Source organism: Magnetococcales bacterium, assembly GCA_015231925.1.
Taxonomy (GTDB): Bacteria; Pseudomonadota; Magnetococcia; order Magnetococcales; family JADGAQ01; genus JADGAQ01.
Genome location: JADGAQ010000054.1, coordinates 1 through 23,108, shown reverse-complemented (window position 1 = coordinate 23,108; position 23,108 = coordinate 1). Strand labels below are relative to the sequence as shown.

Genomic DNA, 23,108 nt, shown 5'->3' with positions numbered 1-23,108 from the left:
GAGGCTGTGCTTGCGTCGGTGCAACTCTTTGGCTACGCTGTGGTGGTGATTCTTCCATCCATTGCGAACAGTGGAGCTAAATTATGAAAATTGTTGCGGGATTCCTGGCTGTTTTGTTGGGCCTCGGTCTTTCCGGGGCCGCGGTTGCGGCCGAGCCGGTGGTGATCAAGTTCAGCCATGTGGTGGCGGTGGAGACGCCGAAGGGCAAGGCGGCGGAGAAGTTTCGCGATTTGGCGGCGCTTTACACCCAGAATCGGGTGAAGGTGGAGGTTTATCCCAACAGCCAGCTTTTCAAGGACAAGGAGGAGCTGGAGGCTTTGCAGATGGGGGTGGTGCAGATGTTGGCGCCTTCGCTGGCCAAGTTCGGGCCGTTGGGGGTGAAGGAGTTCGAGGCGTTTGATCTGCCGTTTTTGTTCGACAATTACGACGAGTTGCACAAGGTGACCCAGGGTCCGGTGGGTCAGGCGATGTTGAAGCGGCTGGAGGCCAAGGGCATTTTGGGACTGGCATTTTGGGACAACGGCTTCAAGCAGATGAGCGCCAACCGGGCCTTGTTGGGGGTGAAGGATTTTCAGGGGTTGAAGCTGCGCATTCAGTCGTCGAAGGTGTTGGATGCGCAGATGCGGTCGATGAACGCGGTGCCGCAGACCATGGCTTTTTCGGAGGTGTATCAGGGGTTGCAGACCGGGGTGGTGGATGGCACGGAGAATCCGGTTTCCAACTTTTTCACCCAGAAGATGCATGAGGTTCAGAAGCATTTGACGGTTTCGAATCATGGCTATCTGGGCTATGCGGTGATTGTGAACAAGGCCTTTTGGGAGAATCTGGCCCCGGATGTTCGGGTTCAGTTGGATCGGGCCATGATGGAGGCCACGGCTTACGCCAACCAGATTGCCAAGGAGGAGAACGACAAGGCGCTGGAGGGAGTGAAGGCTTCGGGCCGGACGCAGGTGGTGGTGTTGACGCCGGAGCAGCGTTTGGAGTGGAAGAAGGCCATGGTCAAGGTGCATGGCGAGATGGCCGACCGGGTGGGCAGGGAGTTGTTGGAGTCCATTTACAAAGAGACGGGTTTCGACCCAGCGAAGTTGTAATACGGGGGTCCGGGGGGGATTATCCCCCCCGGCGGGGTTCGGGGCAGCGCCCCGAGGTGTTGTTTTTATTTTTTTCCTCCTCTATTCTGCTCCTTCCCGCCAAAGCGGGAAGGAGACCCGCCTTTTCCCTCATTGCCTGTCATCGAGCCGATTGATGAGCGATCCTGTCGATCTATTCATTTCGTATGCCCATGAAGATGAAGCCTATAAGGACGAGCTGGTCAAATTCCTCAAAGTTCAGGCTCGCCAGAAGAAAATCCGGCTCTGGACGGATCGGAATATTAAGGTTGGTGAGAAGTGGCAACCCCAGATCATTAAGGCTTTGCAACAAAGCCAAATGGGAATCCTGCTGATCAGCGCCGATTTTCTGGCCTCCGATTTCATCCAGGATGAAGAGGTTCCTCAACTGCTGGAGCAACACCGCACCGGACGAACCCGGCTGGTGCCGATCATTATCAGGGAGTGCAATTGGGAGCAGGCCCACATTTCCAAATACCAGGTCTTGCCCAAGGATGGCAACTCGGTCAAATCCTATACCGATCCCGATCGAGCTTGGAAAGAAATCACTGATAAAATAGTAGAAATCGCTGATGAGCTCGCCTCCGTTCCGGCAACGCCTGCATCCGTCACCTGCCACCACAACCTGTCTTCCCGCAACCCCCTGTTTACCGGACGGGAGGAGGTGTTGCGCCAGTTGGCCCAAGGTTTCGCCACCACCGCCACCCAGGCCCTGACCCAGACCATCCACGGGCTGGGCGGCATCGGTAAGACGCAGACCGCTTTGGAATACGCCCATCGCCATCTCGGGGAGTATCAACGGGTCTGGTGGCTGGCGGCGGAAACCGAAGGGGGGTTGAGCGCGGGTTTCGATGCCCTGGCGCGGGAGCTGGGCTGCGTGGAAGGGGATATCGAGGCCAAACGCCGCTTTGTCCACGACTGGTTGAACCGGGAAAAGGATTGGCTGCTGATTTTTGACAACGCTGAAGCTCCCGAAGCCCTGCACCCCTGGCTGCCGCTTCACCCCAAAGGGCATTTGCTGATCACCTCTCGCCATCACGATTGGGAGGAGGCGTCCATTGCTTTGGCAATCTGGCGTCTGGAAGAGTCGGTGGCCTTTCTGCTGAATCGCACCAAACGACAGGATGAAACCGGGGCCAAACGGGTTGCGAAACTGCTGGGGTATCTGCCCCTGGCTTTGACCCAGGCGGCGGCCTACCTGGCGGAAACCAGCATGCCTTTCGGCGACTATGCCAGTCTGTTTGAAAAGCAAACCTCTCCGATGCTGCACAAGGGCAAAAAGCTCCGCGACTACCCCGCCACCCTGGCCACCACCTGGGCCATGGCCATGGACAGGTTGAGCCCGGAGAGTAAGGAGCTGCTGAATCTCTTCTCGCTCCTGGCCCCGGAGACCATCCCCCTGGATCTGCTGCGACCCTATCTTGGCATGGAGGAGACGACCTTCTGGGAGGCCATCGGCGGCTTGCGACGCCACTCTTTGGTGGAGGTCAAAGAAAAGGATCTTGCCATCCATCGCCTGGTTCAGCTCGTGACCCGGGAGCGCATGGGTGTGGTGGTGGAACAGGCCAATCGTTACAAGGCGGTAAAATTACTGAGAATGGCCTTTTCATTTAAACAGGCTGACCTGGAAACCTGGCCGCCCAGCGAACGGCTTTTTCCCCATGTTCTGGTGGTGACCGCCCCGGTGGAGTGGCCCGAAGAGCAGAAGCTGGATTTGGCCAGGTTGCTGAATGAGGCCGGAGTGTTTCTGAGCACCATGGGTCGTTATTCCCAGATGCTGGAGCTTCAACAAAGGGCCTTTCGGTTGGCCGAGGAGGTCTTGCCTGCCGAGGATAGGCAATTGGCTGTATTTGCAAACAACTTGTGCCAGATTCTCCAGGCTCTTGGCCGTTTGAAAGAGGCCCTGCCATATGCAGAACGAGCCCTGGCCATCGATGAGAAGGTCCATGGTCCAGATCATCCCAAGGTGGCCTTACGAGCCAACAATCTGGGGGCAATCCTCAAGGATCTTGGCCGTCCGGATGAGGCACTGTCTCATATGCAACGAGCCCTGGCCATCGGTAAGAAGGTCCATGGCCCGGATCATCCCCAGGTGGCCCTATATGCCAACAATCTGGGAATAGTCCTCCAAGCTCTTGGCCGTTTGGATGAGGCCCTGCCTCATGCGGAACGAGCTCTTGCTATCGATGAGAAGGTTTATGGCCCGGATGATCCCATGGTGGCCAAGGATGTTAACAATCTGGGAGTAATCCTTCTGGGCCTTGGCCGTTTGGAAGAGGTCCTGCCTCATGTGGAACGAGCCCTGGCCATCGGTGAGCAGGTCCATGGCTCGGATCATCCCAATGTGGCTTTATTTGCTAACAACCTGGGAGAAGTCCTCCAGGATCTTGGCCGATTGCCCGAAGCCCGCACCCGCCTGCAACGCGCCTTTGAAATCCGATTGGCCAAACTCCCCGCCGGGCATCCCTACATTGCTTTGACCGCCAACAACCTGATCATCTTGCTGGAGGAAATGCACCTCCCCGACGAAGCCGCCGAGGTGCGGCGTCGGCTGGAGGAGAACAGCCGCAAGGCGTCGGGGTCCGTTTGACGGCGACTGCGCCGGGGGGCCTCCCTGCCGCGAGAACGCGACTCACTCACGGCGCTGGTTTTTCGCATGGAACACTGTCACAATGCGGAAGAGTTGCAAACCATTGCCGGGGAGCTGGTCTCCTGGTTGAAACGGCGTCCCGAATACCAGGATCTGCTGCGGCTTCTGACCGATATGTTGTGGGGCGCTTTTACCGACCTGAGCGGAGAGCCGGCCCCCACTCCGACTCTTCCCCGCGAGCTGATGGAGATGCCGACCATGTTGCAGACCCGTATGGAAGCCTGGAAAGAGAGATTAAGACAGGAGTGGCGGCACGAGGCCCTGCAGGAAGGCCGTCTGGAGGGTCGCCAGGAAGGCCGTCAGGAAGGCCGTCAGGAAGGCCGTCAGGAAGGCCGTCTGGAGGGAGAGAGTTCCCTGCTGCGGCTGTTGCTGGAAAGCCGTTTCGGCGCTCTTCCGGAAAGGATCGTAACCCGGATCCATGCGGCGGATAGCCGACAGATCGGCCAATGGTGCGTTCAGGTGTTGAAGGCAAGCTCTCTGGAAGAGATCTTTCCCGATTAGGCGCCAAGGGTGTTGCCATGCAGCCCGCTGCGACACCGTGAGGCACTCGTTCCGGATTCCGAGCAGGAACCATGAAACTACTGGATAATCTCGAAGAGTGGCTCATCGCCTTCCTGATGGGAGCGGCCACCCTGATCATCTTCGTGGCGGTGGTGCATCGCTACGCCCTGGGCATCCCCTTCCTCTTCCCCTTCCTCTTCCGCTTCGATACCAGTTGGGCCCAGGAGCTGTGCATCTTCCTCTTCATCTGGATGGCCAAATTCGGCGCCGCCTACGGCGTGCGCACCGGCATTCACGTCGGGGTGGACGTGCTGGTCAACCGGCTGCAACCCGCCTGGCGTCGCCGCGTCATCCTGCTGGGACTGACCGGCGGCTTCGGCTTCACCGCCACCATCGGCCTGCTGGCCACCCACATGGTGTGGAAAATCGCCCAAACCGATCAAACTTCCCCGGACCTGGAGGCCCCCATGTGGCTGGTCTACCTCTGCCTGCCCCTGGGCTCCTTCCTGATGTCCTTCCGCTTCCTGCAGGTGGGACGCCACTTCCTGCGCCACGACGAACTGCCCCGCCACGACCACTCCGCCGTGGAAGGCATGGAAATCGACGACCTGGAACAGGAGGGTGAAGTCATCCACCCCGAAGAGGCCATTTCCGTCTCCGGCGGGGGGCGGGGCAAGCCATGAGCGCCCTGCTGATCTTCGTTCTGCTGACGCTGCTGCTGATCACCGGCATGCCCATCTCCATCGCGCTGGGACTGACGGTGCTGACCTTCCTCTTCACCATGACCCAGGTGCCCATCGAAGCGGTGGCCATGAAGCTCTTCACGGGCATCGAGAAATTCGAGATCATGGCCATTCCCTTCTTCATCCTGGCGGGCAACTTCCTGACCCACGGCGGGGTGGCGCGTCGCATGATCCGCTTCGCCATCGCCATGGTGGGCCATCTGCACGGCGGATTGGGTTTGGCCGGAGTGGTGGCCTGCGCTCTGTTCGCGGCGGTTTCCGGCTCTTCCCCCGCCACGGTGGCCGCCATCGGGGCCATTCTGATGCCCGCCATGGTCCGCGTCGGCTTTCCGCCCCGCTTCGGCACCGGCGTCATCACCTCCGCCGGGGCGTTAGGCATTCTGATTCCCCCCTCCATCGTGCTGGTGATGTACGCGGTGGCCACCAATACCTCCGTGGGGGCCCTTTTCATCGCCGGATTGATGCCGGGAGTGATGCTGGCCCTGATGTTGGGCTTCACCACCTGGTGGCGCGCCTCCCGAGCCAACTACCCCCGTCAGCCGAAATGCTCCTGGAAAGAGCGCTGGCTCACCTTCAAAGAGGCGGTCTGGGGACTAAGCCTCATCATCGTGGTCATCGGCGGCATCTACACCGGGCTTTTCACCCCGACGGAAGCGGCGGCGGTGAGTGCGGTCTACGCCTTCTGGGTTGCGGTCTTCGTCCACAAGGACATGACCCTCCGGGAGGTGCCCAAGGTGCTGCTGGCTTCGGCCAACATGAGCGCCATGCTGCTTTACATCATCACCAATGCGGTGATGTTCTCCTTTTTGCTGACCCACGAGAACATTCCCCAGCACCTGGCGGCCTGGATGCTGGATATCGGCTTGAATCCGTTCACCTTTTTGCTTATCGTCAACCTGATTCTGCTGCTGGCGGGCAACTTCATGGAGCCCACGTCGATTGTGTTGATCATGGCGCCGATTCTGTTTCCCATGGCGCGGAGCCTGGGGATCGATCCGGTGCATTTCGGCATTTTGATTACCGTCAACATGGAGGTGGGCATGTTGACGCCGCCGGTGGGGCTCAATTTGTATGTGGCCAGCGGGATTACCCACAGCGGGCTGACGGAGGTGACCATTGCCGTGATGCCGTGGTTGGTTACCATGTTGGTCTTTTTGGTGATTGTCACCTACTGGCCGGGGCTTTCCCTGTGGCTGCCGAGGTTGCTTGGTATGATTTGACTTTCAATATTTATCCTTTAAGTATCAAAAAAAGGAAATGTTCTATCCTTTGACTTTCTATTTTGACTTTATAAATATGTTTTTATAATAAAGTCAACCCTTCAGACCCCTGCACCGTGCAGCATGTTGGCGTCAACGACGAAAGGAAAAGTCCCAGGGGTGCCCCCTGGACCCCATGGGGTTGAACGTCAACGGCGAAAGTCCCATAAAGATAACGTCAAAGGACAGAACATTTCCTTTTTTTGATACTTAAAGGATAAAATATTAAACGTCAAAAAAATCATATTATTTCACCAGCTCCTCGATCAGCCCGATCAGTCGCTGTTTCTTGATCGGTTTGGCCAGATACCGGTCACATCCCGCCTGCAAACACTTCTCCTCCTCCCCTTTCAGGGCATGCGCCGTCAACGCCACAATCATCAGCGGCGTCCCCCCCTCTTCCCGCTCCCGGAGTCGCATCTCCCGCGTGGCGGTATATCCGTCCATGACCGGCATCTGCATATCCATGAGAATCAAATCGAAAGACTGGGCCGCCGTCATCTGCAAAGCCTGCAATCCATTACCCGCCACCTCCAGTCGACAGGGAAGATTTTTCAAAAAGGCGCGAATCAACACCTGATTGTCGACGGAGTCGTCCACCACCAGAATGTGCGGTTCGGCCAACCGGCCGTTCCCGTCGCGGCGATGCGACGGCGCCATGACCTCATGCGGCGCGTCGACCGGTGACAGGGGCAGCGTCACCCGGAAGAGACTGCCCGTTCCGGGATGACTTTCGACCTGGATATGCCCCCTCATGCGCTCCACCAGATGACGGCTGACCGTCAAACCCAGTCCGGTGCCGCCAAAGCGACGGGTGATGCTGGAATCGGCCTGGGTGAAGGCATCGAAGATGGTGGCGACCTGCTCGCCCGGAATGCCGATTCCCGTATCCTCCACCTCCAGCAGAATACCCTGTTCCGCCGCCATCGCCGCCCGCAGGACGACCCGTCCCTGATCGGTGAATTTGAGCGCATTGCCCAACAGGTTGAACAGCACCTGACGCAGCCGTCCCGGATCGAAAAGGAACCACGACGGCATCGCCGGGGCGATTTCCAGATGCAGCCCGACCCCCTTCTCCGCAGCCACCACCTCCAGCAGGTCGATGACCTCGTGCAACAGCGCCCGCAGATCGGTCCGCACTTCCGCCAGATCCAACTGCCCGGCTTCGATGCGGGAGAGATCCAGAATCTGATCGATGAGTTCCAGCAGACTGCCGCCGGCTTTCTGGATTTTTTCCACATAACCGCGCTGTTCGCGATCCAGCGCCGATTCCGCCAGCACGTCGCCCATGCCGATCAGCACGTTCATGGGGGTGCGGATTTCGTGGCTCATGGCGGCCAGGAAGGCGCTTTTGGCCTGACTGGCCCGTTCCGCCTCCTCCTTGGCCCGTGTCAGGGACTCCTCGGCCCGTTTGATGGCGGTGATATCCACGGCGATGCCCACCACGCCGGTCAATCGGCCTTCGTGATCGTAGAGGGGCACCTTGCTGGTGGAAAAATACCCCTCCTGCCCATCCACGGTGTATCCCGGCTCCACGATGTCGAGCTTGGGCCGACCGGAGGCGAAGATCTCCTGATCATCGGCGTAATAGCCGTCGGCCAACTCCGGGGGAAAGAGGGCATTGGCCGAAACCCCGATGATGGCCTCCTTGTCCACACCGATGGCACGGGCCAGGGTGGCGTTGCAAAGACGAAAGCCGTTATGCAGATCCTTCACGAAGATATAGGCGGGAATGGCGTCGATGATGGTCTGCAGCTCGACCTGCCGGCTGCGGTTCTGCTCGCGGGAGGCGTGCAGCTCTCCCAGTTCCCGGAAGATGAGTACCCCGCCGCTCTCGCCTTCCCGCAAAGGGGTCAGGGAGAAGGAGCCGGGTACGGTGGAACCCTCCTTGCGGCGCAGACGGGTCTCCGCGACGAAACGGGGTTCGCTGCCGGACAGATCGCAGGAGGGGGGCGGCGTGTCGAAAAGAATCGAACAGGGCTGCCCCAGGATGTCGTCGGGCTCCCACCCCAGCAGACGCTGCACCGAGGCGTTGACGAAGGTGATCCGCCCCCCGGTGTCGAGGCTGACGATGCCCTCGCCGGCGCTGTCGAGAATCAGACGGTGAAAACGGGTGAAACGGTGAAAGGCGCGTTGCCGGCGCTGATGCACCATCAACCCCGGAACGGCGAAGAGAACCAGCAGGGCGAAAAGGGCGAACTGCATGGCCAGCCCATGTCGCCAGGTGGCGAAAATGGCCTCGTGCTTCCGGCTGGTTATCACTTCCAGGCTGTGGTCCGCTTCGGGTTCGGGCAGCTCGATGGTGTGATGTATCTCCAGCTGCCGGGTTTGCTCTTGGGAGGGTGAGCCTGCGGGAGTGTCCAGGAAAAGCCCCCCGCTTTCGTGCCGGATGGCGATGCGCATATCCGGGGCGTAGAGGGCCGATTCCATCAACGGTTTGAAATAGTTCGGATCCAGCGTGGCGGAAATCAGTCCCCCGAAACGTCCCTCCGCACCGGCCACCACCCGTCCCAGATTGATGGACAGCACCCCCAGCACGGAGGTGAAGGGGGGGGAGACATACAACCGGTCGATGCGGTTGTTCTGCCGGGGAATTTGAAAATACTCCCGATAGCTGAAATTGCCCCCCACCAGCTCGGTGCGGTTGGCGGCGCGAATGGTGCCCGTGGCATCCATGACATGCAGGGTGCGGATGCTGGGCATGGCCTTGCACAACACGTCAAGAAAGGTGTTGAAACGTTGCCACTCCTCCGGCGGGGCCTCCCAGGAGGGCAGGGCGTCGCGAATGGCCATCAGGGCCAGATTGGCCGAAACCAGTTGCTGCACCATGTTGCCGGCGATGACGTGGTTTTGAGCATGCAGACGTTCCTGTTCGCGGGAGTCGGTTTCGCGGTATTCCCGGAACACGTTCAAGGCCACGCCAAGCCCGGCCAGCAGCAGTACCAGCCCCAGCAACAGCCACTGAGCCTTTTCGGAAAGGGAGTAGGGGAGACGTTTGCGCTCGCTCATGAAGGTCGTGCGTGTATCAAAGGGGCCATCCGAAGGTGGCACCATACCACAAAGTGGAGCGAAAATGTTAAAAATCGCCGGTGGCGGCAAATCGACCCTTACCGATATAACCTTTACTCCATCACAATATTCGAATTACCTGATATTCTAATAATTAAGATCTTATTTTGTTATTAAATGGTTTGCATTTTGTTGTGAGATAAAATAGGGTGATACCGCCATGAAGGGAGAGGGGAACCTCGCAATTTGGGAGCGAACGATGCAGGGAAAATGGATGGACCGCGGGGGGGTGCCGACCCCGCCGGACGAGGGTACGGGGCCGGGAGTACAGCTTTCCGGGGATGTGCGCGACGTGGGCTGGGTGCGGCAGAACGTGCCCTGCCAGAGCGCCTGTCCTGCGGGAACCAACGTACCGGCCTACATTCGCATGATCAGCCAGGGGGAGCATGGCCGGGCCTACGAGACCAACCGGGAGGCCAATGTGCTTCCGGGGGTGTTGGGACGTATCTGTTCGCGCCCGTGCGAGAGCGCCTGTCGCCACGGCTGGCCCGGCAACGGGGATCCGGTGAGCATCTGCCATCTGAAGCGTTCCGCGGCGGACATGAAGGATGTGGGACACCGCATTACCGAGCGGCTCTACGCGCCGACGGGCAAGCGGGTGGCGGTGGTGGGCGCGGGACCGGCGGGGGTGGCGGCGGCGCACGATCTGTCGCTGCTGGGTCACGACGTGGTGATCTTCGAGAAGGAGGAGCGGGCCGGGGGCATGTTGCGTTACGGCATCCCGGAGTTCCGCCTGCCGCGCCCGGTTCTGGACGTGGAGCTGCACAACGCCCTGCGGCTGGGGGTGGCCCTGCGGCTGGGGGCGGGAGTGGGCAACGGCAAGGGTGAGACGCGGGTATCCACCCTGCTGGCCGAGTTCGACGCGGTGTTGTTGTGTACCGGCTGCATGGCGGCCACGGGACTGCCGTTGACGGGTGTTCCGGAGGGAGAGGACGCGGCCAGGGTGATCAAGGACGTGGAATACGGCCTCGATTTCCTGGTGGAGCTGCACCGCGGGCAGAACAAGCGGGTGGGGCGTCGGGTGGCGGTGGTGGGTGCGGGCTTCACGGCGCTGGACTGCGCCCGGGTGGCGCGTCGGCTGGGGGCGCAGGAGGTGACCATTCACATCCGCACCAGTGAAGAGTACATGCCGGTGACCCACGAGGAGCTGTTCGAAGCCAAGCGGGAGGGCATACGCATCAAGGGCTTGCGCACCCCGGTGGGGGTGCGCCTCGACGAACAGGGTCGGCTGACGGGGGTGGAGTTCGTGCAGAACCGCCTGGGCGGCTGGCGCGCCAACGGACGGCGTCAGGCCCTGGCCATCGAGAAGTCGGAGTTCGTCGAACCCTGCGACACGCTGATCATCGCCATCGGTCAACAGACGGTGAACAGCTTTCTGGATGTGCGGGTCGAGCTGGACCGGGGCGGCACGGTACGCATCGGCGCCAACGGCATGACCTCGGTTCCGGGGCTGTTCGCTGCCGGGGACTACGTGAAAGGGGCCAGCACGGCCATCGAGGCCATCGGCCACGGGCGGCATCTGGCGGGATTGATGGACACCTGGCTGGTGGGCCGCACCCGCCGCACCCTGGTGCGCATCGAGCCGGTGGCCGGACCCACCCGGGAGGCTTCCTGCAACTACATTCCCAAACAGCCCATGCCCACGGTGGCCCTGGCCAACCGCTTCAAACCGGCCAGCCGCGAAGTGGAGAGCGGCATGGAGCGCGAAGCCGCCGCCGAAGAGTCGAAACGCTGTTACCTCTGCGACCTGCGCTATCAGATCGACGTCAATCGTTGCATCTACTGCCGGGCCTGCATCGAAGTGGCTCCGCGCAACTGCATCAAGCTGGTCAGCGGCGTGGAGATGCAGTCGGACGGCAGCTTCGGCAAGTTGACCGAAACCAAGGAGTGGAACCGGGTGGCGGCCATCTGGATCGACAACAACGAATGCATTCGCTGCGGGGCCTGCTACAAGGTTTGTCCGGTGGCCTGCATCGCCATCACCCGCAACGAACTGGTCACCGTGGACGGATGAAATCATGAGCGCAACCCATTATGTGATCATCGGCAACGGGGTGGCCGGCAATCAGGCCGCCGAGGTGCTGCGGGATCGGGATCCCGCCAGCCGGGTGACCATCGTCACCAACAGCCGTCTGCTCTTTTACAACCGCTATCTGCTGCCCCAGGTCTTCAAGGGGGAGGAGAACTGGCGGGCCTTTCTGGCCAACAAGCCGGACCACTACCTGGAACGGCGCATCGCGGTGCGTCGGGACTGCTGGGTGACCCATGTGGATCCGGTCAAACGGCAGGTGGTGCTGGGTCACAACGAGGCGTTGCATTACGACAAGCTGCTGGTGGCTTCCGGCGGACGCGGCCATCTGCCGGAAGAGCTGGCGGAGTACAAACGGCTGTTCCACGTCTTCGGGTCCTACGAGGCGGCCATGGTCTTGCGACGGGCTTTGCCGGAAGGGGGCCGCGTGGTCATGCTGGGGGGCGACATGATCGGCCTCGATCTGGCTCGAAACCTGTTGGGCGTGGGCTATCGGGTGGCGCTGGTCACCGGGGAGACCACCTTCTGGCCCCATCAGGTGACGGGGGAGGAGCGGGAAACCTTCCTGGAGAGCCTGACCCGCATGGGCATCGAACTGCTGGACGGCGATGCTCTGGGCGGCGTGGCCACCATCGAGGAGGGTGCGCCGGGGTTGCCCGCCCGTCGCGTCTGTTTCGGCAACGGCAGCGAAATCTACGGCGACGTGGTCATGCCCTTTCTCGGCTTGACCCCTTCCGTGGAGTTCATGGTGGGGTCGGGCACCGATATCGAACGGGGCCTGCTGGTGAGTACCTCGTTGCGCACCAACGATGCCAACATCTACGCCGCCGGGGATGTCTGCCAGATCTGGTCGGCGGAGAGTCACAGCTATCGCTTCTACTACGGACACCGCAATGTGCGGGCCATGGGCGCGGTGGCGGCCTGCAACATGACCGGGGGCGACGAGCCTTTCGTGTCGACGCAGGACGAACATTTGCGTTTCGACGACGAGGGGCGGGTTACCTCGCCCTTTTGGGAATACGATTGAGTGGAATTGACGGGGTTGAGGGAGTTGCAAAACTCCCGAAACCCTGGAATCCTTTGCCTTTTAGTATGTTGTCTTTTAAGTATTAAAAAAAGGAAATGTTCTGTCCTTTGACTTGGTTTTTCTTAGAAAATGTTTTGCAAGAATAATTATTAAAAACTTAAATATTCATAGCCCCTGCACAGCGCGGCATGATCCTATCAACGGCGCAAGGAAAAGTCCCAGGGGTGCCCCCTGGACCCCATGGGGTTGAAGGTCAACGGCGCAAGGAAAAGTCCCAGGGGTGCCCCCTGGACCCCATGGGGTTGAAGGTCAACGGCGCAAGGAAAAGTCCCAGGGCGCTGCCCTGGACCCGTCGGGGGGGATAATCCCCCCCGAACCCCCGTATATCGGAACGGATACGGAAAAACGTCAAAGGATAGAACATTTTCTTTTTTTGATACTTAAAAGATAAAATATTGAAAGGAATAATCAGGATTGGTTGCGGGCGTTCTGGGCTCTGGTGTGTAAGGAGTAATTGATGGCTGCCACAGACATTCAAATCGCCATTTGCGGCTCGGCGGGCGACGGAACCATCGCGGCGGGCGACATCCTGCGCCACGCAGTGGCGGACGCCGGTTTCCGGGTGATCAGCTTCGATGTCTATCCCCCGGAAATCCGGGGCTTCGGCAAATGTATCGCCCGGCTGCGCATCACCACCCAGCAGGCCTACTCTCTGAAACGGCAATCGGATGTGCTGGTCTCCCTGGACGACAGCCACACCCTGCCCCATGTCGGAGAAGTACGGGATTGCGGCGCGGTGATCTACGAGTCGAAACCGCTGGTGCAACTGGAGGAGGGGGCCCATCTGAGCGCCCATGTGGGTCCGGGACAGATACCCTACGCCATTCCCATCCGGGAGATGTCGGAGAAGGCCACGGGCAGCGCCCGTTCGCGCAATCTGGTGATCCTGGGTTTCGTGGCGGGCCTGTGCGGCATTCCGCCGGGGGTGTTCACCCGTATCGTGCAGAAGAAGTTCGGCAAACAGGGCGAAGCGGTGGTCAACCGCAACGTGGCGGCGTTTCAGTCGGGCTTCGACGCGGGTCGGGCCACCTTCAAGCTGGATGATGTCGCCTTCGGCGCCTCGGGAGAAGAGGGGCGGGCCTCGAAAAACCGGGTGGCCATGCTCAGCGGCAACGCGGCGGTGGTGCAAGGCTGCATGGAGGCGGAAATCTCCACCTTCTTCGGGTATCCGATCACCCCCGCCACCTCCATCATGGAGCGGCTGGCCGTGGAGATGCCCAAGCGGGGCAAGCGGTTGATGCAAACCGAAGACGAAATTTCGGCCATCGCCGCCACCATCGGGGCGGGGTATGCCGGTTCGCGTTCGGCCACGGCCACCTCCGGACCGGGTCTGGCCCTGATGGCGGAGATGCTGGGTTTGGGCACCATGGCGGAGGTGCCGTGTGTGGTTTTCGTCTCCCAACGGGGCGGACCCTCCACGGGCATGCCCACCAAAACCGAGCAGTCCGACCTCAACGCGGCCATCTTCGGTTCTCCGGGGGATTCGCAGCGCATCGTGCTGGCCCCCACCAACGTGGAGGGCTGTTACCGTTGCGCCGGCAAGGCCTTCGAAATGGCGGAGCGTTATCAGACCCCGGTCATCGTGCTGCTGGATCTCTACCTCTCCAACCGCTACGAGACGGTGATGCTTTCGGAAACCGGCGCTCCCTTCGAGTTGGAGGCCAACAAGGCGGTGAAACGGTTGGAGCCGGGAGAGGTATACCGGCGTTTCGCCCTGACGGAGGACGGCGTCAGTCCGCGGGCGATTCCGGGGGATCCGGGCTGCACCCATGTGATCACGGGTCTGGAGCATAACGAGGAGGGACGCCCCAACGATCAGGCGGCGATGCACGAGGCCATGAGCCGCAAGCGGCATCAAAAGTTGCTGGGGGTGTTGCACCATCCCGATTTCACGGTGTGGAAGCGGTTCGGGGATGCGGGGCGCGTCAAAGTCGGGGTGCTGAGTTGGGGCTCGACCTTCGGGGAGTGTCTGGAGGCCATGGAGATGGCGCGGGCCAAGGGGATCCGTTGCGCGGCGATGAAGGTGGTGGTGTTGTCGCCGTTGCCGGTGGAGGCGATTCGGGCTTTCATGGATGAGTGTGATCAGGTGTTGGTGCCGGAGTTGAACTGGGAGGGCCAGTTTGCCGGGTTGGTGCAGGGGGCGTTGGCCAGGCCGGTGGTGAAGTTGAGCCGGGTGCCGGGGGGGCCGATGCCGGTGGAGGATATTCTGGAGATGATCGAGAAGCTGGCGGGATAGCCGGGTTCCGTTCATTTGGTTGAGGGAGTTGCAAAACTCCCGAAACCAAAGAATGGTATTCTTTTGACGTTCAATATGTTGCCTTTAAGTATCAAAAAAAGGAAATGTTTTGACTTTTTTATGTGTTACAATTAACTCGTGAGGTATCTGTTCAGGTATACGGAGGTTCGGGTGGGATTATCCCCCCCCGACGGGTCCAGGGCAGCGCCTTGGGACTTTTCCTTTTGCTGTTGACCTTCAACCCCATGGGGTCCAGGGGGTACCCCTGGGACTTTTCCTTTCGCCGTTGACACGATCATGCCGCACTGTGCAGTGGCCTGAATAGTTAACTCGTGAGAAAGATAAATAAGAACAGTCAAAGGACAGAACATTTCCTTTTTTTGACACTTAAAAGATAACATATTGAAAGTCAAAAGATTTTCCCACGGTGTTGCGGGCGTTTCACCCCTCCTGATGAAAAATGGTGCTGTCATGGATCAAATCGTGTATGTGGACGACAAACTCCGCGAAGTTCAGGAAAGCGGTCGTCTGGACTTCCGCTCCCGCGCCCTTCCCACCTGGTGCCCCGGCTGCGGCTACTTCGCCATCGTCGAAGGGGTCACCGACGCCATGAACCGCATGGGCATCGCCCCGGACGAAGCCGTCGTGGTCTCGGGCATCGGCTGCTCCTCCCGCTTCCCCTTCTTCCTGAGCCTCTACGGCTTCCACACCCTGCACGGTCGGGTGTTGCCCGTGGCCACCGGGGTGAAAGTGGCCAACGACAAACTCCAGGTCATCGGGGTTGGCGGTGACGGCGACGGCTTCGCCATCGGCGGCGGCCACATTCCCCATGCCGCCCGCCGCAACGTCGATATCACCTACCTGCTCTTCGACAACGGTATCTACGGCCTGACCAAAGGTCAGACCTCCCCCCTTTCGGCCCAGGGTTTCCGCACCTCCACCAGTCCGTATGAGAACCCGGACCTCCCCCTGAATCCCCTGTCGATGGTCTTGTCCTACGGCGCTTCCTGGGTGGGGCAGACCTACGCGGGCCACCCGGCGCATCTGAAGGAGATGATCGCCCAGGCCATCGCTCACAAAGGCTTCTCCTATCTGCATATCCTCAGCCCCTGCGTGACGTTTGACAAAACCAGCAAGACCTACGTCAATCTGGGCATGTCGGTGCGTCCTCTGCCGAAAGATCACGACACTTCGGATCGCATGGCGGCTTTGAGGGAGGCGCAGATCACCGATGCTCCGGCAATGGGTCTGTTCTACAAGGAGGATCGCCCGACCCTGGTGGAGAACCTGGATAGCCTGATCACCAAAGCCGGGGGCACCCATCAAAGAGGGGAAACCCGGGCCGCGACGAGATAAAGCAAAACGGGGGTCCGGGGGGGATTATCCCCCCCGGCGGGGTTTGGGGCGGAGCCCCAAGGTGTTGGCCGTTGCCGTAGACTGTTGCCGTAGCGGTCCGCCGCCGCCAATGAAATCCCGAAAATTGCCAACCGCACCCAACGAATTTCACGCGGCGGACCGCGGGGGGCAAGGGGGGGCCTCATCCCCCCATCCTTGAACTCACCCTCGACGAACAGCCGGGTTTTCCCGCTGCGCAAAGTCTTCCGGCAACGGGCACGTCAACGGCGCACGTCAACGTCAAAAGATGGGGGGATGAGGCCCCCCCTTGCCCCCCCGCGGTCCGCCGCGTTAAATCCGCTTCGCAAGGGGTGGCATCTTTTTCGATTTCATTGGCGGCGGCGGACCGCTTACGGACACGTCAACGGATAAAACCTCGGGGCGCTGCCCCGAACCCCGCCGGGGGGGATAATCCCCCCCGGACCCCCGTATATCTGGAGGACTCCCTCTCCCTCTCCCGCTCCGGATCAGTGGCTGGTTCCGGACGACCGGTTGATCTTGTTGAACACGTTGTACTTCCCCGAAGGCTTTTTCATGGGCAGACGCTTCACCTCTTCCAGGGTGGCGGCGTCGTAAATCACCAGCTCCCCATCCATTTCGGAAACACTCAACAAAGCGTATTTGCCGTCGCGACTGAACTCCACATGAGCCGTCTGCCGTCCCGGCGCGGGTTGCAAGGTCTTGACGATTTCCAGGGTGCGTTTGTCCACGATGTGGATGCGATCCTTTTTGCCACCCATGGAGGTGTCGACCCAGGCATACGGGGTGTTTTCGTGGCTGCGCATGAAAAATCCCGGACCTTCGGTGGCAATGCGCTTGATGATCTGCCATTTTTTCATGTCAATGAAGGAGATCATGGCCTCCTTGAGATGGGGAGTGGCCAGGATGGGCACGCCATCCTTCTCCCAAAGAATGCCGGAAGCCAGATGGGGCATGCCCGGCAGGTCGAGTTTGCCGATGGTGCGACGCACATCCAGGTTGACCACACGGGCGGAGCCGCCGTCGCGGGAGGCGCCGACCAGATAGGAGTAGGTGCCGTCGAAGAAGAAGTCGTCGAGATAGTCCTCGACGAGGATGCGTCGCACCGGGAAGGGGCCTTTGGCCACGGGCAGCGCTTCTCCGGAGGCGGGTTGGTAGTCATGCACCATGCCGGTGATCACGGGGGCGGCCTGGTCGTTGTAGGGAATTTCCCAGACTTCGGGCAGGTCTTTCAGGGCGGCCACGAAGGTGTGACGTGGTGGCGCGGAGTAGACGGCGCTGACCCGGGAGGATTTGCCGCTTTTTTCGTCGCTGACGGGAATCACCTTCAACGGGGTCAGATCCCGGGCGTCGAGGGCGACGAGGGTGTGGGGCAGGTAGTTGGCCACCATGACGGTTTTGCCGTCGCCGGAGACGGCGAGGTTGCGGGTATTGATGCCGGCGCGCACTTCGGCGACCAGAGCGAAGTTGTAGAGGTCATAAAGGGAGATCCAGCCGTCGCGGGAGGCGGTGGTGACGAAACGTCCGTCGGGGGAGAATTTGGGGCCGCCGTGAAGCGCGAAGCGGGTGGGAAAACGCTGGATGACTTCGAGTTTGTCGCCATCCAGCAGGGAGATATGGTGATCGCCGGTTTCCACCACGACGAAGAGGTTCAGGGGGTCGGCGTCGAACCGGGGTTTGGCGGGCAAATCGCGGGCCAGAACCTGATGGGAGGAGCGGATCTGATCGATATCCCACTGGATGGGTTTATCGGAGGGTTGGTAGATGTAGGAGACCAGGGAGCGGATCTCCTCGGCGGTGAGTTTCTCCTGGAAGGGGGGCATTTGGCTGGCGGGGCGGCCTTGGGCGATGGTGACCTGAGCCTGTTCGGGCTTGAGGCGACCCAGATTTTCCGGGAAGAGGGCCGGGCCGGTCCCGCCGAGGCGTTCCGGATGGTGGCAGGAGGCGCAGTGCTGGAGGTAGATGGTGGCGGCGTCGGCGAAGGCCAAACCGGGAATCAGACACAGCCAGGTCAGGATAAATTTCATCATGCCACGAACTCCCGCAGGTTGAGCCCATCCGTTTAATATTTTATCTTTTAAGTATCGTATCTGTTCAGGTATACGGGGGTTTGGGGGGGATTATCCCCCCCAACGGGTCCAGGGCAGCGCCCTGGGACTTTTCCGTTTGCCGTTGACTTCCGACCCAATGGGGTCCAGGGGGCACCCCTGGGACTTTTCCTTTGTCTTTTGATTCGGCCTGCTGTGCGGGGCAGGGGTCTGAATAGTTACTAAGTATCAAAAAAAGGAAATGTTCTATTCTTTGACTTTTTCTTTAATACTGAATTAGTCAATCAATTTATGTAACTATTCAGCCCCCTGCCCAGCGCAGCGTGACCGAATCAAAAGAGAAAGGAAAAGTCCCAGGGCGCTGCCCTGGACCCGTCGGGGGGGATAATCCCCCCCGAACCCCCGTATGTCTGAACAGTTACAAATAAAGAATAACATGAACGTCAAATGACAGAACATTTCCTTTTTTTGATATTTAAAAGATAAAATATTGAAAGGAAAAAAGGGGGGAACAGCTTTCCGGCCATTCCCCCCTGAACTTCTTCATACCATTACAAGTGCATCCGGACTCCGAACGGCATCAATAGATGTCATGCACCGTGTTGTAGACGTTGAAATGGCCCGTCGGGGTCACCAACGCCGGATCCTTGATCACCGCCTTGAGCTTGCGGGTCTTGTCGTCGACCACCACCAGGGCGGATGTGTTGTTCTTTTCGTTCCAGACGGCGAACCAGACTTCGTCACCGGCCTTGTTATACTCCGGCTGAACCACGCGCTTCATGCCCTCGCCCACGCCGGCCCACTCGCCGATCGGCAGGACTTCGAAGCCCTTTTCCAGATTGTTGATGTCGAAGACCGCGATGGACTGGGAAGCCGAGGTGTCCGGATTCAGAGGCGTGTCCACCCACAGATTGGTCGATTTGGGATGGGTTTTGATGAAGAGAGAGCCGCCCCCTTGACCCTTGATGCTTTGCACCATTTTCCAGGCCTGTTCGGGATGTTTGACGGGATCGGTTCCGATCATGTCGATGGTTTCGTCACCCAGGTGGCTGGTGGCCCAGACGGGTCCGAACTTGGGATGAACGAAGTTGGCCCCCCGGCCCGGATGGGGAATGGCGCCCACTTCGACCAGGCTGACCAGTTTACGCTCCTTGGAGTCCACCACGGCGATTTTGTTGGACTTGTTGGCCGCGGACATGAAGTAGCGATGGGTGGCGTCCCAGCCGCCGTCATGCAGGAACTGGGCGGTGGGAATCTCGATGGTGGCCAGCTTGTTGATGTCGGAGTAGTCCACCATGCGGACCACACCGGTTTCCTTGACGTTGATGATGAAGTCGGGATGCTCGTGGGAAGCCACGATGGCGGCCACACGCGGTTCGGGGTGGTCTTTGCCTTTGTCCGGCCCTTCGCCGAGAACCTTGCCGAGGGTGGAAACAACCTTCATGGGTTCGAGGGTGTCGCCCTTCATGATCACGTACTGGGGCGGCCAGTAGGATCCGGCGATGGCATACTTGTCTTCGTAGCCCTTGTACTTGGAGGTTTCGACGGAACGGGCCTCCATGCCGATCTTGATGACGGCCACGTTGTCGGGCTTTTCCATCCAGAGGTCGATCAGATTGATCTTGGCGTCACGACCGATGACGAAGAGGTAGCGGCCGGAGGTGGACAGACGGGAGATATGTACGGCATAGCCGGTTTCGACGATGTTGATGATCTGCTTGGTGTCGCCGTCGATGATGGCCACTTTTCCGGCATCACGCAGGGTGACGGAGAAGATGTTTTCCAGGTTGTATTTGTTCATCTGCTTGGTGGGGCGCTTGTCCACCGGCACGATGACTTTCCAGGTGGCCTTCATGTCTTCCATGCCGAAGGGAGGCGGCTGGGGGGGCTCGTGCTGCAGGTAGCGGGACATGAGGTCGATTTCCTGGGCGGAAAGGGTTCCTTCCCAGTTGGGCATACCTGCCGGAGAACCGTAGGTGATAAAGTTCTTGAGGTAATCGGTGCCCTTTTCGCGGGTGATGTCGGTGGTGAGGGGCTTACCGGTGGCGCCCTTGCGCAGCACGCCGTGGCAGCCGGCGCAGCGCTCGAAGAAGATTTTCTTGCCCACTTCCATCTCTTCCTTGGAGATGGCCGGAGCCTCTGGCAGGGCTTTCGCGGCGACCGTTTCCGCAGCCCCGGCCATGCCGATAGTCAGAGCAAAAAGGCCGGCTACTGTAACAGCGCTCTTAAGAAACATTCCTTTTCTCATTTATTGAAGCTCCTTCATACGACACCAGAGGTTTGATGGACATGGGTTTGCACTATCTTCAAATTGAAAAGGAGTTTTTCAATAGAACGATAAGAAAAATATTTCACAGCCATGATGGATAATTGCAGTTTGCAAGGCCACTGCCCTTGATCCATGTCAACTTGCGACGCGAGTGTGTGAAAAGAGACGGTCACACCGCTCGGAGGCGCCTTGAGAAGTCGACCGCTTCATTTTTGCACTTTGCCGGTTGGTCTCGGCTTACACCTTGATGCGCGTCAATTTTTTTATGCTTTTCAAGTGGGGGACGGGGAAAGGTTGGAAATAATTGATCGAAAAACCAGACCGGGTGTGTGATATCACCCAGCCGGAAATGGCGTGGCACAAGGCTTTGCGGCGGATGGGGGCCTGGGGTTTTTTGCAATCTTCATGTTTGTTGATGGATTGGGTCGTTCATAATACAAAGTGATACTGGAAAATATAATAAAATCCGGAAACCGACGCTCCCCAGCCGAAGGGCAGGGGGCTATCGCTCCGGTCGTGCACGTTGCACGGTAAACGGGGAATATCTGTTCCGGTAAACGGGTGTCGGGGGATTCTCGTTCACCACGGCAGGGCAGTGCCCCGGAACGTTTATCTGTCCAGGCTTGTCCAGCTTACGGTCCTTCGGGTTTTTTTTCCAAACGGACCGCGAGCGCGCCATGGATCGTTCCAGCAACAATTGTCTTCTTGAAAGGCGCTGGAACAATCCGATTGCCTGCCGGAAGCAGGACAGAAAGAGGGGGGGGTGATGAAGGGTTACGAACCGTCAAGGATTCCTTGACAGTTGCGGCGGCGTCTGGCTCACCGTCTTGGTAAATGTTCTTCAGGTGCAGCGAAATATTCTGCTTGATCTCAGTCCCTTGGCGAGCGTTGGTTTGCACAAACTGAAGGGCAATCGCAAAAATCAATGGGCAATGACCGTCAATGGACCATGGCGAATCTGCCTTGAGTTCGCTGATGGAGATGCCTATAACGTCGGAATTATAGACTGTCACACAGGGTGATCCATGCCACCGATCGTTCATCCAGGGCGTTTATTGAAACGTGAATTGCAGGCCCGCAACCTGAGCGCCAACCGTTTGGCCCTTGGTATCGGGGTTCCTTCGGGGCGGATTACCGAAATAGTGAACGGTCGACGGGGTATTTCAGCCGATACCGCGGTACGTCTGGGGGGTTATTTCGGCAACAGCCCGCAATTTTGGTTGGACTTGCAGGGGCAATACGATATTGCCGTGGTGGAACGCGACCACGGGGAGGAGATCACTCGGAGAGTTCATCCGGTGGCGGGGGTAGCTTGACATATTAAATAAATTCTTAAGGAAGTTGCAATGAGAGTGCTGTTAATTTTGCATGATATAAATCATATGCGATTATTTTATAGCTTTGTAATTTATTTCTTCGGAAAGTGAGTCTGCAATTTTTGTCAGAGCATCAAACGGCTGTTTCAAAATGTACTAGAGTGTTTATCGCTTTCTTGCCGCAAAAGGAGAACCATTTGTGAATACCACAATTTTCAACAAGCAAAACATTGATGAATGGCTCTTGGAGTTAAGCAAGAAGCGTCCGATATTTCATTCTGAAGCCGATTTTCAACATGCGTTGGCCTGCTTCCTTTATGAGCGATATTCAGATGCCAGAATTCGTCTCGAACGCCCTGTTTCTGGAACAGCCGCAGTCGATATCTGGATGGAATATGAAAACATAATATACATAATCGAGTTAAAGTATCCGAAGAGAAAAGGGAGATTCTTCCCTGATGTGGATGGTGGAGAGGAATTCAATTTTCCAGAAGGTTCCAGAGATGATGGGCGTTTTGGAATCTTAAATGACTTATCTAGGGTCGAGTGGTTCGTGGATCAGAAGCAAGCGCAAGTTGGAATCGTTATTTGTATTACCAATGATCCACTCTACTGGAATGGGTCCAGGAGAGGGAATGATATGAAATTCGCATTAAAGGAAGGTCATGAAATTACTGGAAATCTCGCATGGGCAGAGAAAGCGGCAGCAAAAACAAAAGCAAAGGGATCTCTTAAGATTCATGGAAAATACATTGCCTCATGGACAGATTATAGTAGGAACGCAGGTTCCAATGGAATCTTTCGGTTTCTAACTTTTATCGTTGAAGAACCATCACAACCCAATAATGATGTAGTGTTGTTAAGTGACAAGAAAGAATCGTCTGGAAAAGGTCATTGTAAAGAACGCTTTCGCAATCTTTTTTATAATCAGAAAGAGGTTACGTGGGACGATCTTAAATCCTTAGGATGCAAAGAATCGACAATAATAACCTATCTATCAGACTTTAATAATCATAAATATTGCGGTAAAGGGGGTGTTCTAAATATCATAAAGCAAGAGAAAAATGGCAAGCCAGTTTGGGTGATCAAGGAGTAATGACGCAAACCAGACAACCCCTTCCACGTCTCTTGTCCATCCTTGCGGTCAGGGACTGTTGCACAGTTGAACCACACTAGACCTCTTTATTATTGGAATAATCGAGCAGATTGTATAATCTGAATATGGCTTTTGAAAAATATATTAGAAAAATGTAAAAATAAAAGGATAGAACATTTCCATTTTTTGATACTTAAAAGATTAAATATTGAAAGGCTAACTTAACACATATTCCCAGCTTCCTCCCCCTTCCACCCCCCATTTCCTCCCCCCTCTCCCCGCATCTGGCATTTCCGGCTCCTCTCCTTTACAGTTGCAGGGC

At 58.2% G+C, this 23,108-nt stretch carries 15 protein-coding genes; 12 read left to right on the top strand and 3 right to left on the bottom strand.

Annotated elements, in window-relative coordinates; all coding sequences use genetic code 11:
• Window positions 1-83: 83 nt before the first annotated feature.
• The 5 genes from HQL56_08050 to HQL56_08030 all read left to right on the top strand — a co-directional run bounded on the left by HQL56_08050 (window position 84) and on the right by HQL56_08030 (window position 6,223).
• Window positions 84-1,091 (top strand): TRAP transporter substrate-binding protein, encoded by a 1,008-nt coding sequence (locus tag HQL56_08050; protein ID MBF0309463.1) that lies wholly within the window; start codon window positions 84-86, stop codon window positions 1,089-1,091.
• A gap of 154 nt (window positions 1,092-1,245) precedes the next feature.
• Window positions 1,246-3,699 (top strand): toll/interleukin-1 receptor domain-containing protein, encoded by a 2,454-nt coding sequence (locus HQL56_08045; GenBank protein MBF0309462.1) that lies wholly within the window; start codon window positions 1,246-1,248, stop codon window positions 3,697-3,699.
• A gap of 66 nt (window positions 3,700-3,765) precedes the next feature.
• A complete protein-coding gene (locus tag HQL56_08040) occupies window positions 3,766-4,260 on the top strand; it encodes a transposase (protein ID MBF0309461.1) in 495 nt (164 codons plus the stop codon).
• 71 nt (window positions 4,261-4,331) lie between these two features.
• Complete coding sequence (locus HQL56_08035; GenBank protein ID MBF0309460.1) at window positions 4,332-4,943, top strand: TRAP transporter small permease; 612 nt, start codon at window positions 4,332-4,334, stop codon at window positions 4,941-4,943.
• Entirely contained in the window at window positions 4,940-6,223 is a 1,284-nt protein-coding gene (locus tag HQL56_08030; GenBank protein MBF0309459.1) for a TRAP transporter large permease subunit, read from the top strand. The genes HQL56_08035 and HQL56_08030 overlap by 4 nt, the downstream gene beginning before the upstream one ends.
• 285 nt (window positions 6,224-6,508) lie before the next feature.
• Here HQL56_08030 and HQL56_08025 read toward each other — a convergent pair whose 3' ends face one another.
• Entirely contained in the window at window positions 6,509-9,271 is a 2,763-nt protein-coding gene (locus tag HQL56_08025) for a PAS domain-containing protein (GenBank protein MBF0309458.1), read from the bottom strand.
• A 274-nt stretch (window positions 9,272-9,545) separates the two neighbouring features.
• Here HQL56_08025 and HQL56_08020 point away from each other — a divergent pair, with 274 nt between their 5' ends.
• The 4 genes from HQL56_08020 to HQL56_08005 all read left to right on the top strand — a co-directional run bounded on the left by HQL56_08020 (window position 9,546) and on the right by HQL56_08005 (window position 16,039).
• The gene (locus tag HQL56_08020; GenBank protein MBF0309457.1) at window positions 9,546-11,345 is read left to right on the top strand and encodes an FAD-dependent oxidoreductase; all 1,800 of its coding nucleotides are present in this window, start codon (window positions 9,546-9,548) and stop codon (window positions 11,343-11,345) included.
• 4 nt (window positions 11,346-11,349) lie between these two features.
• A complete protein-coding gene (locus HQL56_08015; protein MBF0309456.1) occupies window positions 11,350-12,387 on the top strand; it encodes an FAD-dependent oxidoreductase in 1,038 nt (345 codons plus the stop codon).
• Window positions 12,388-12,904: 517 nt separating this feature from the next.
• On the top strand, window positions 12,905-14,683 hold the full coding sequence (locus HQL56_08010; protein ID MBF0309455.1) for a 2-oxoacid:acceptor oxidoreductase subunit alpha: 1,779 nt from the start codon (window positions 12,905-12,907) through the stop codon (window positions 14,681-14,683).
• 471 nt (window positions 14,684-15,154) lie between these two features.
• Window positions 15,155-16,039, top strand: a complete 885-nt coding sequence (locus HQL56_08005) for a 2-oxoacid:ferredoxin oxidoreductase subunit beta (GenBank protein MBF0309454.1) — start codon at window positions 15,155-15,157, stop codon at window positions 16,037-16,039.
• Between the two features lie 506 nt (window positions 16,040-16,545).
• Here HQL56_08005 and HQL56_08000 read toward each other — a convergent pair.
• Together HQL56_08000 and HQL56_07995 are read right to left on the bottom strand one after the other, a co-directional pair.
• The gene (locus HQL56_08000; GenBank protein ID MBF0309453.1) at window positions 16,546-18,087 is read right to left on the bottom strand and encodes a c-type cytochrome; all 1,542 of its coding nucleotides are present in this window, start codon (window positions 18,085-18,087) and stop codon (window positions 16,546-16,548) included.
• Window positions 18,088-18,685: 598 nt separating this feature from the next.
• On the bottom strand, window positions 18,686-20,353 hold the full coding sequence (locus tag HQL56_07995) for a c-type cytochrome (GenBank protein ID MBF0309452.1): 1,668 nt from the start codon (window positions 20,351-20,353) through the stop codon (window positions 18,686-18,688).
• Window positions 20,354-21,201: 848 nt separating this feature from the next.
• On the opposite strand from HQL56_07995, the gene HQL56_07990 reads away from it, so the two are divergent.
• From HQL56_07990 to HQL56_07980, 3 genes are all read left to right on the top strand, one after another.
• A complete protein-coding gene (locus HQL56_07990) occupies window positions 21,202-21,396 on the top strand; it encodes a type II toxin-antitoxin system RelE/ParE family toxin (protein ID MBF0309451.1) in 195 nt (64 codons plus the stop codon).
• Window positions 21,397-21,399: 3 nt separating this feature from the next.
• A complete protein-coding gene (locus HQL56_07985; GenBank protein MBF0309450.1) occupies window positions 21,400-21,690 on the top strand; it encodes a HigA family addiction module antidote protein in 291 nt (96 codons plus the stop codon).
• Window positions 21,691-21,889: 199 nt separating this feature from the next.
• A complete protein-coding gene (locus HQL56_07980; GenBank protein ID MBF0309449.1) occupies window positions 21,890-22,786 on the top strand; it encodes a hypothetical protein in 897 nt (298 codons plus the stop codon).
• Window positions 22,787-23,108: the final 322 nt, after the last annotated feature.

Bases quoted from the DNA above. Each gene is read 5' to 3' on its own strand.
- HQL56_08050 (MBF0309463.1), top strand. From the start codon at position 84: ATGAAAATTGTTGCGGGATTCCTGGCTGTTTTGTTGGGCCTCGGTCTT.
- HQL56_08045 (MBF0309462.1), top strand. From the start codon at position 1,246: ATGAGCGATCCTGTCGATCTATTCATTTCGTATGCCCATGAAGATGAA.
- HQL56_08040 (MBF0309461.1), top strand. From the start codon at position 3,766: ATGGAACACTGTCACAATGCGGAAGAGTTGCAAACCATTGCCGGGGAG.
- HQL56_08035 (MBF0309460.1), top strand. From the start codon at position 4,332: ATGAAACTACTGGATAATCTCGAAGAGTGGCTCATCGCCTTCCTGATG.
- HQL56_08030 (MBF0309459.1), top strand. From the start codon at position 4,940: ATGAGCGCCCTGCTGATCTTCGTTCTGCTGACGCTGCTGCTGATCACC.
- HQL56_08025 (MBF0309458.1), bottom strand. From the start codon at position 9,271: ATGAGCGAGCGCAAACGTCTCCCCTACTCCCTTTCCGAAAAGGCTCAG.
- HQL56_08020 (MBF0309457.1), top strand. From the start codon at position 9,546: ATGGACCGCGGGGGGGTGCCGACCCCGCCGGACGAGGGTACGGGGCCG.
- HQL56_08015 (MBF0309456.1), top strand. From the start codon at position 11,350: ATGAGCGCAACCCATTATGTGATCATCGGCAACGGGGTGGCCGGCAAT.
- HQL56_08010 (MBF0309455.1), top strand. From the start codon at position 12,905: ATGGCTGCCACAGACATTCAAATCGCCATTTGCGGCTCGGCGGGCGAC.
- HQL56_08005 (MBF0309454.1), top strand. From the start codon at position 15,155: ATGGATCAAATCGTGTATGTGGACGACAAACTCCGCGAAGTTCAGGAA.
- HQL56_08000 (MBF0309453.1), bottom strand. From the start codon at position 18,087: ATGATGAAATTTATCCTGACCTGGCTGTGTCTGATTCCCGGTTTGGCC.
- HQL56_07995 (MBF0309452.1), bottom strand. From the start codon at position 20,353: ATGAGAAAAGGAATGTTTCTTAAGAGCGCTGTTACAGTAGCCGGCCTT.
- HQL56_07985 (MBF0309450.1), top strand. From the start codon at position 21,400: ATGCCACCGATCGTTCATCCAGGGCGTTTATTGAAACGTGAATTGCAG.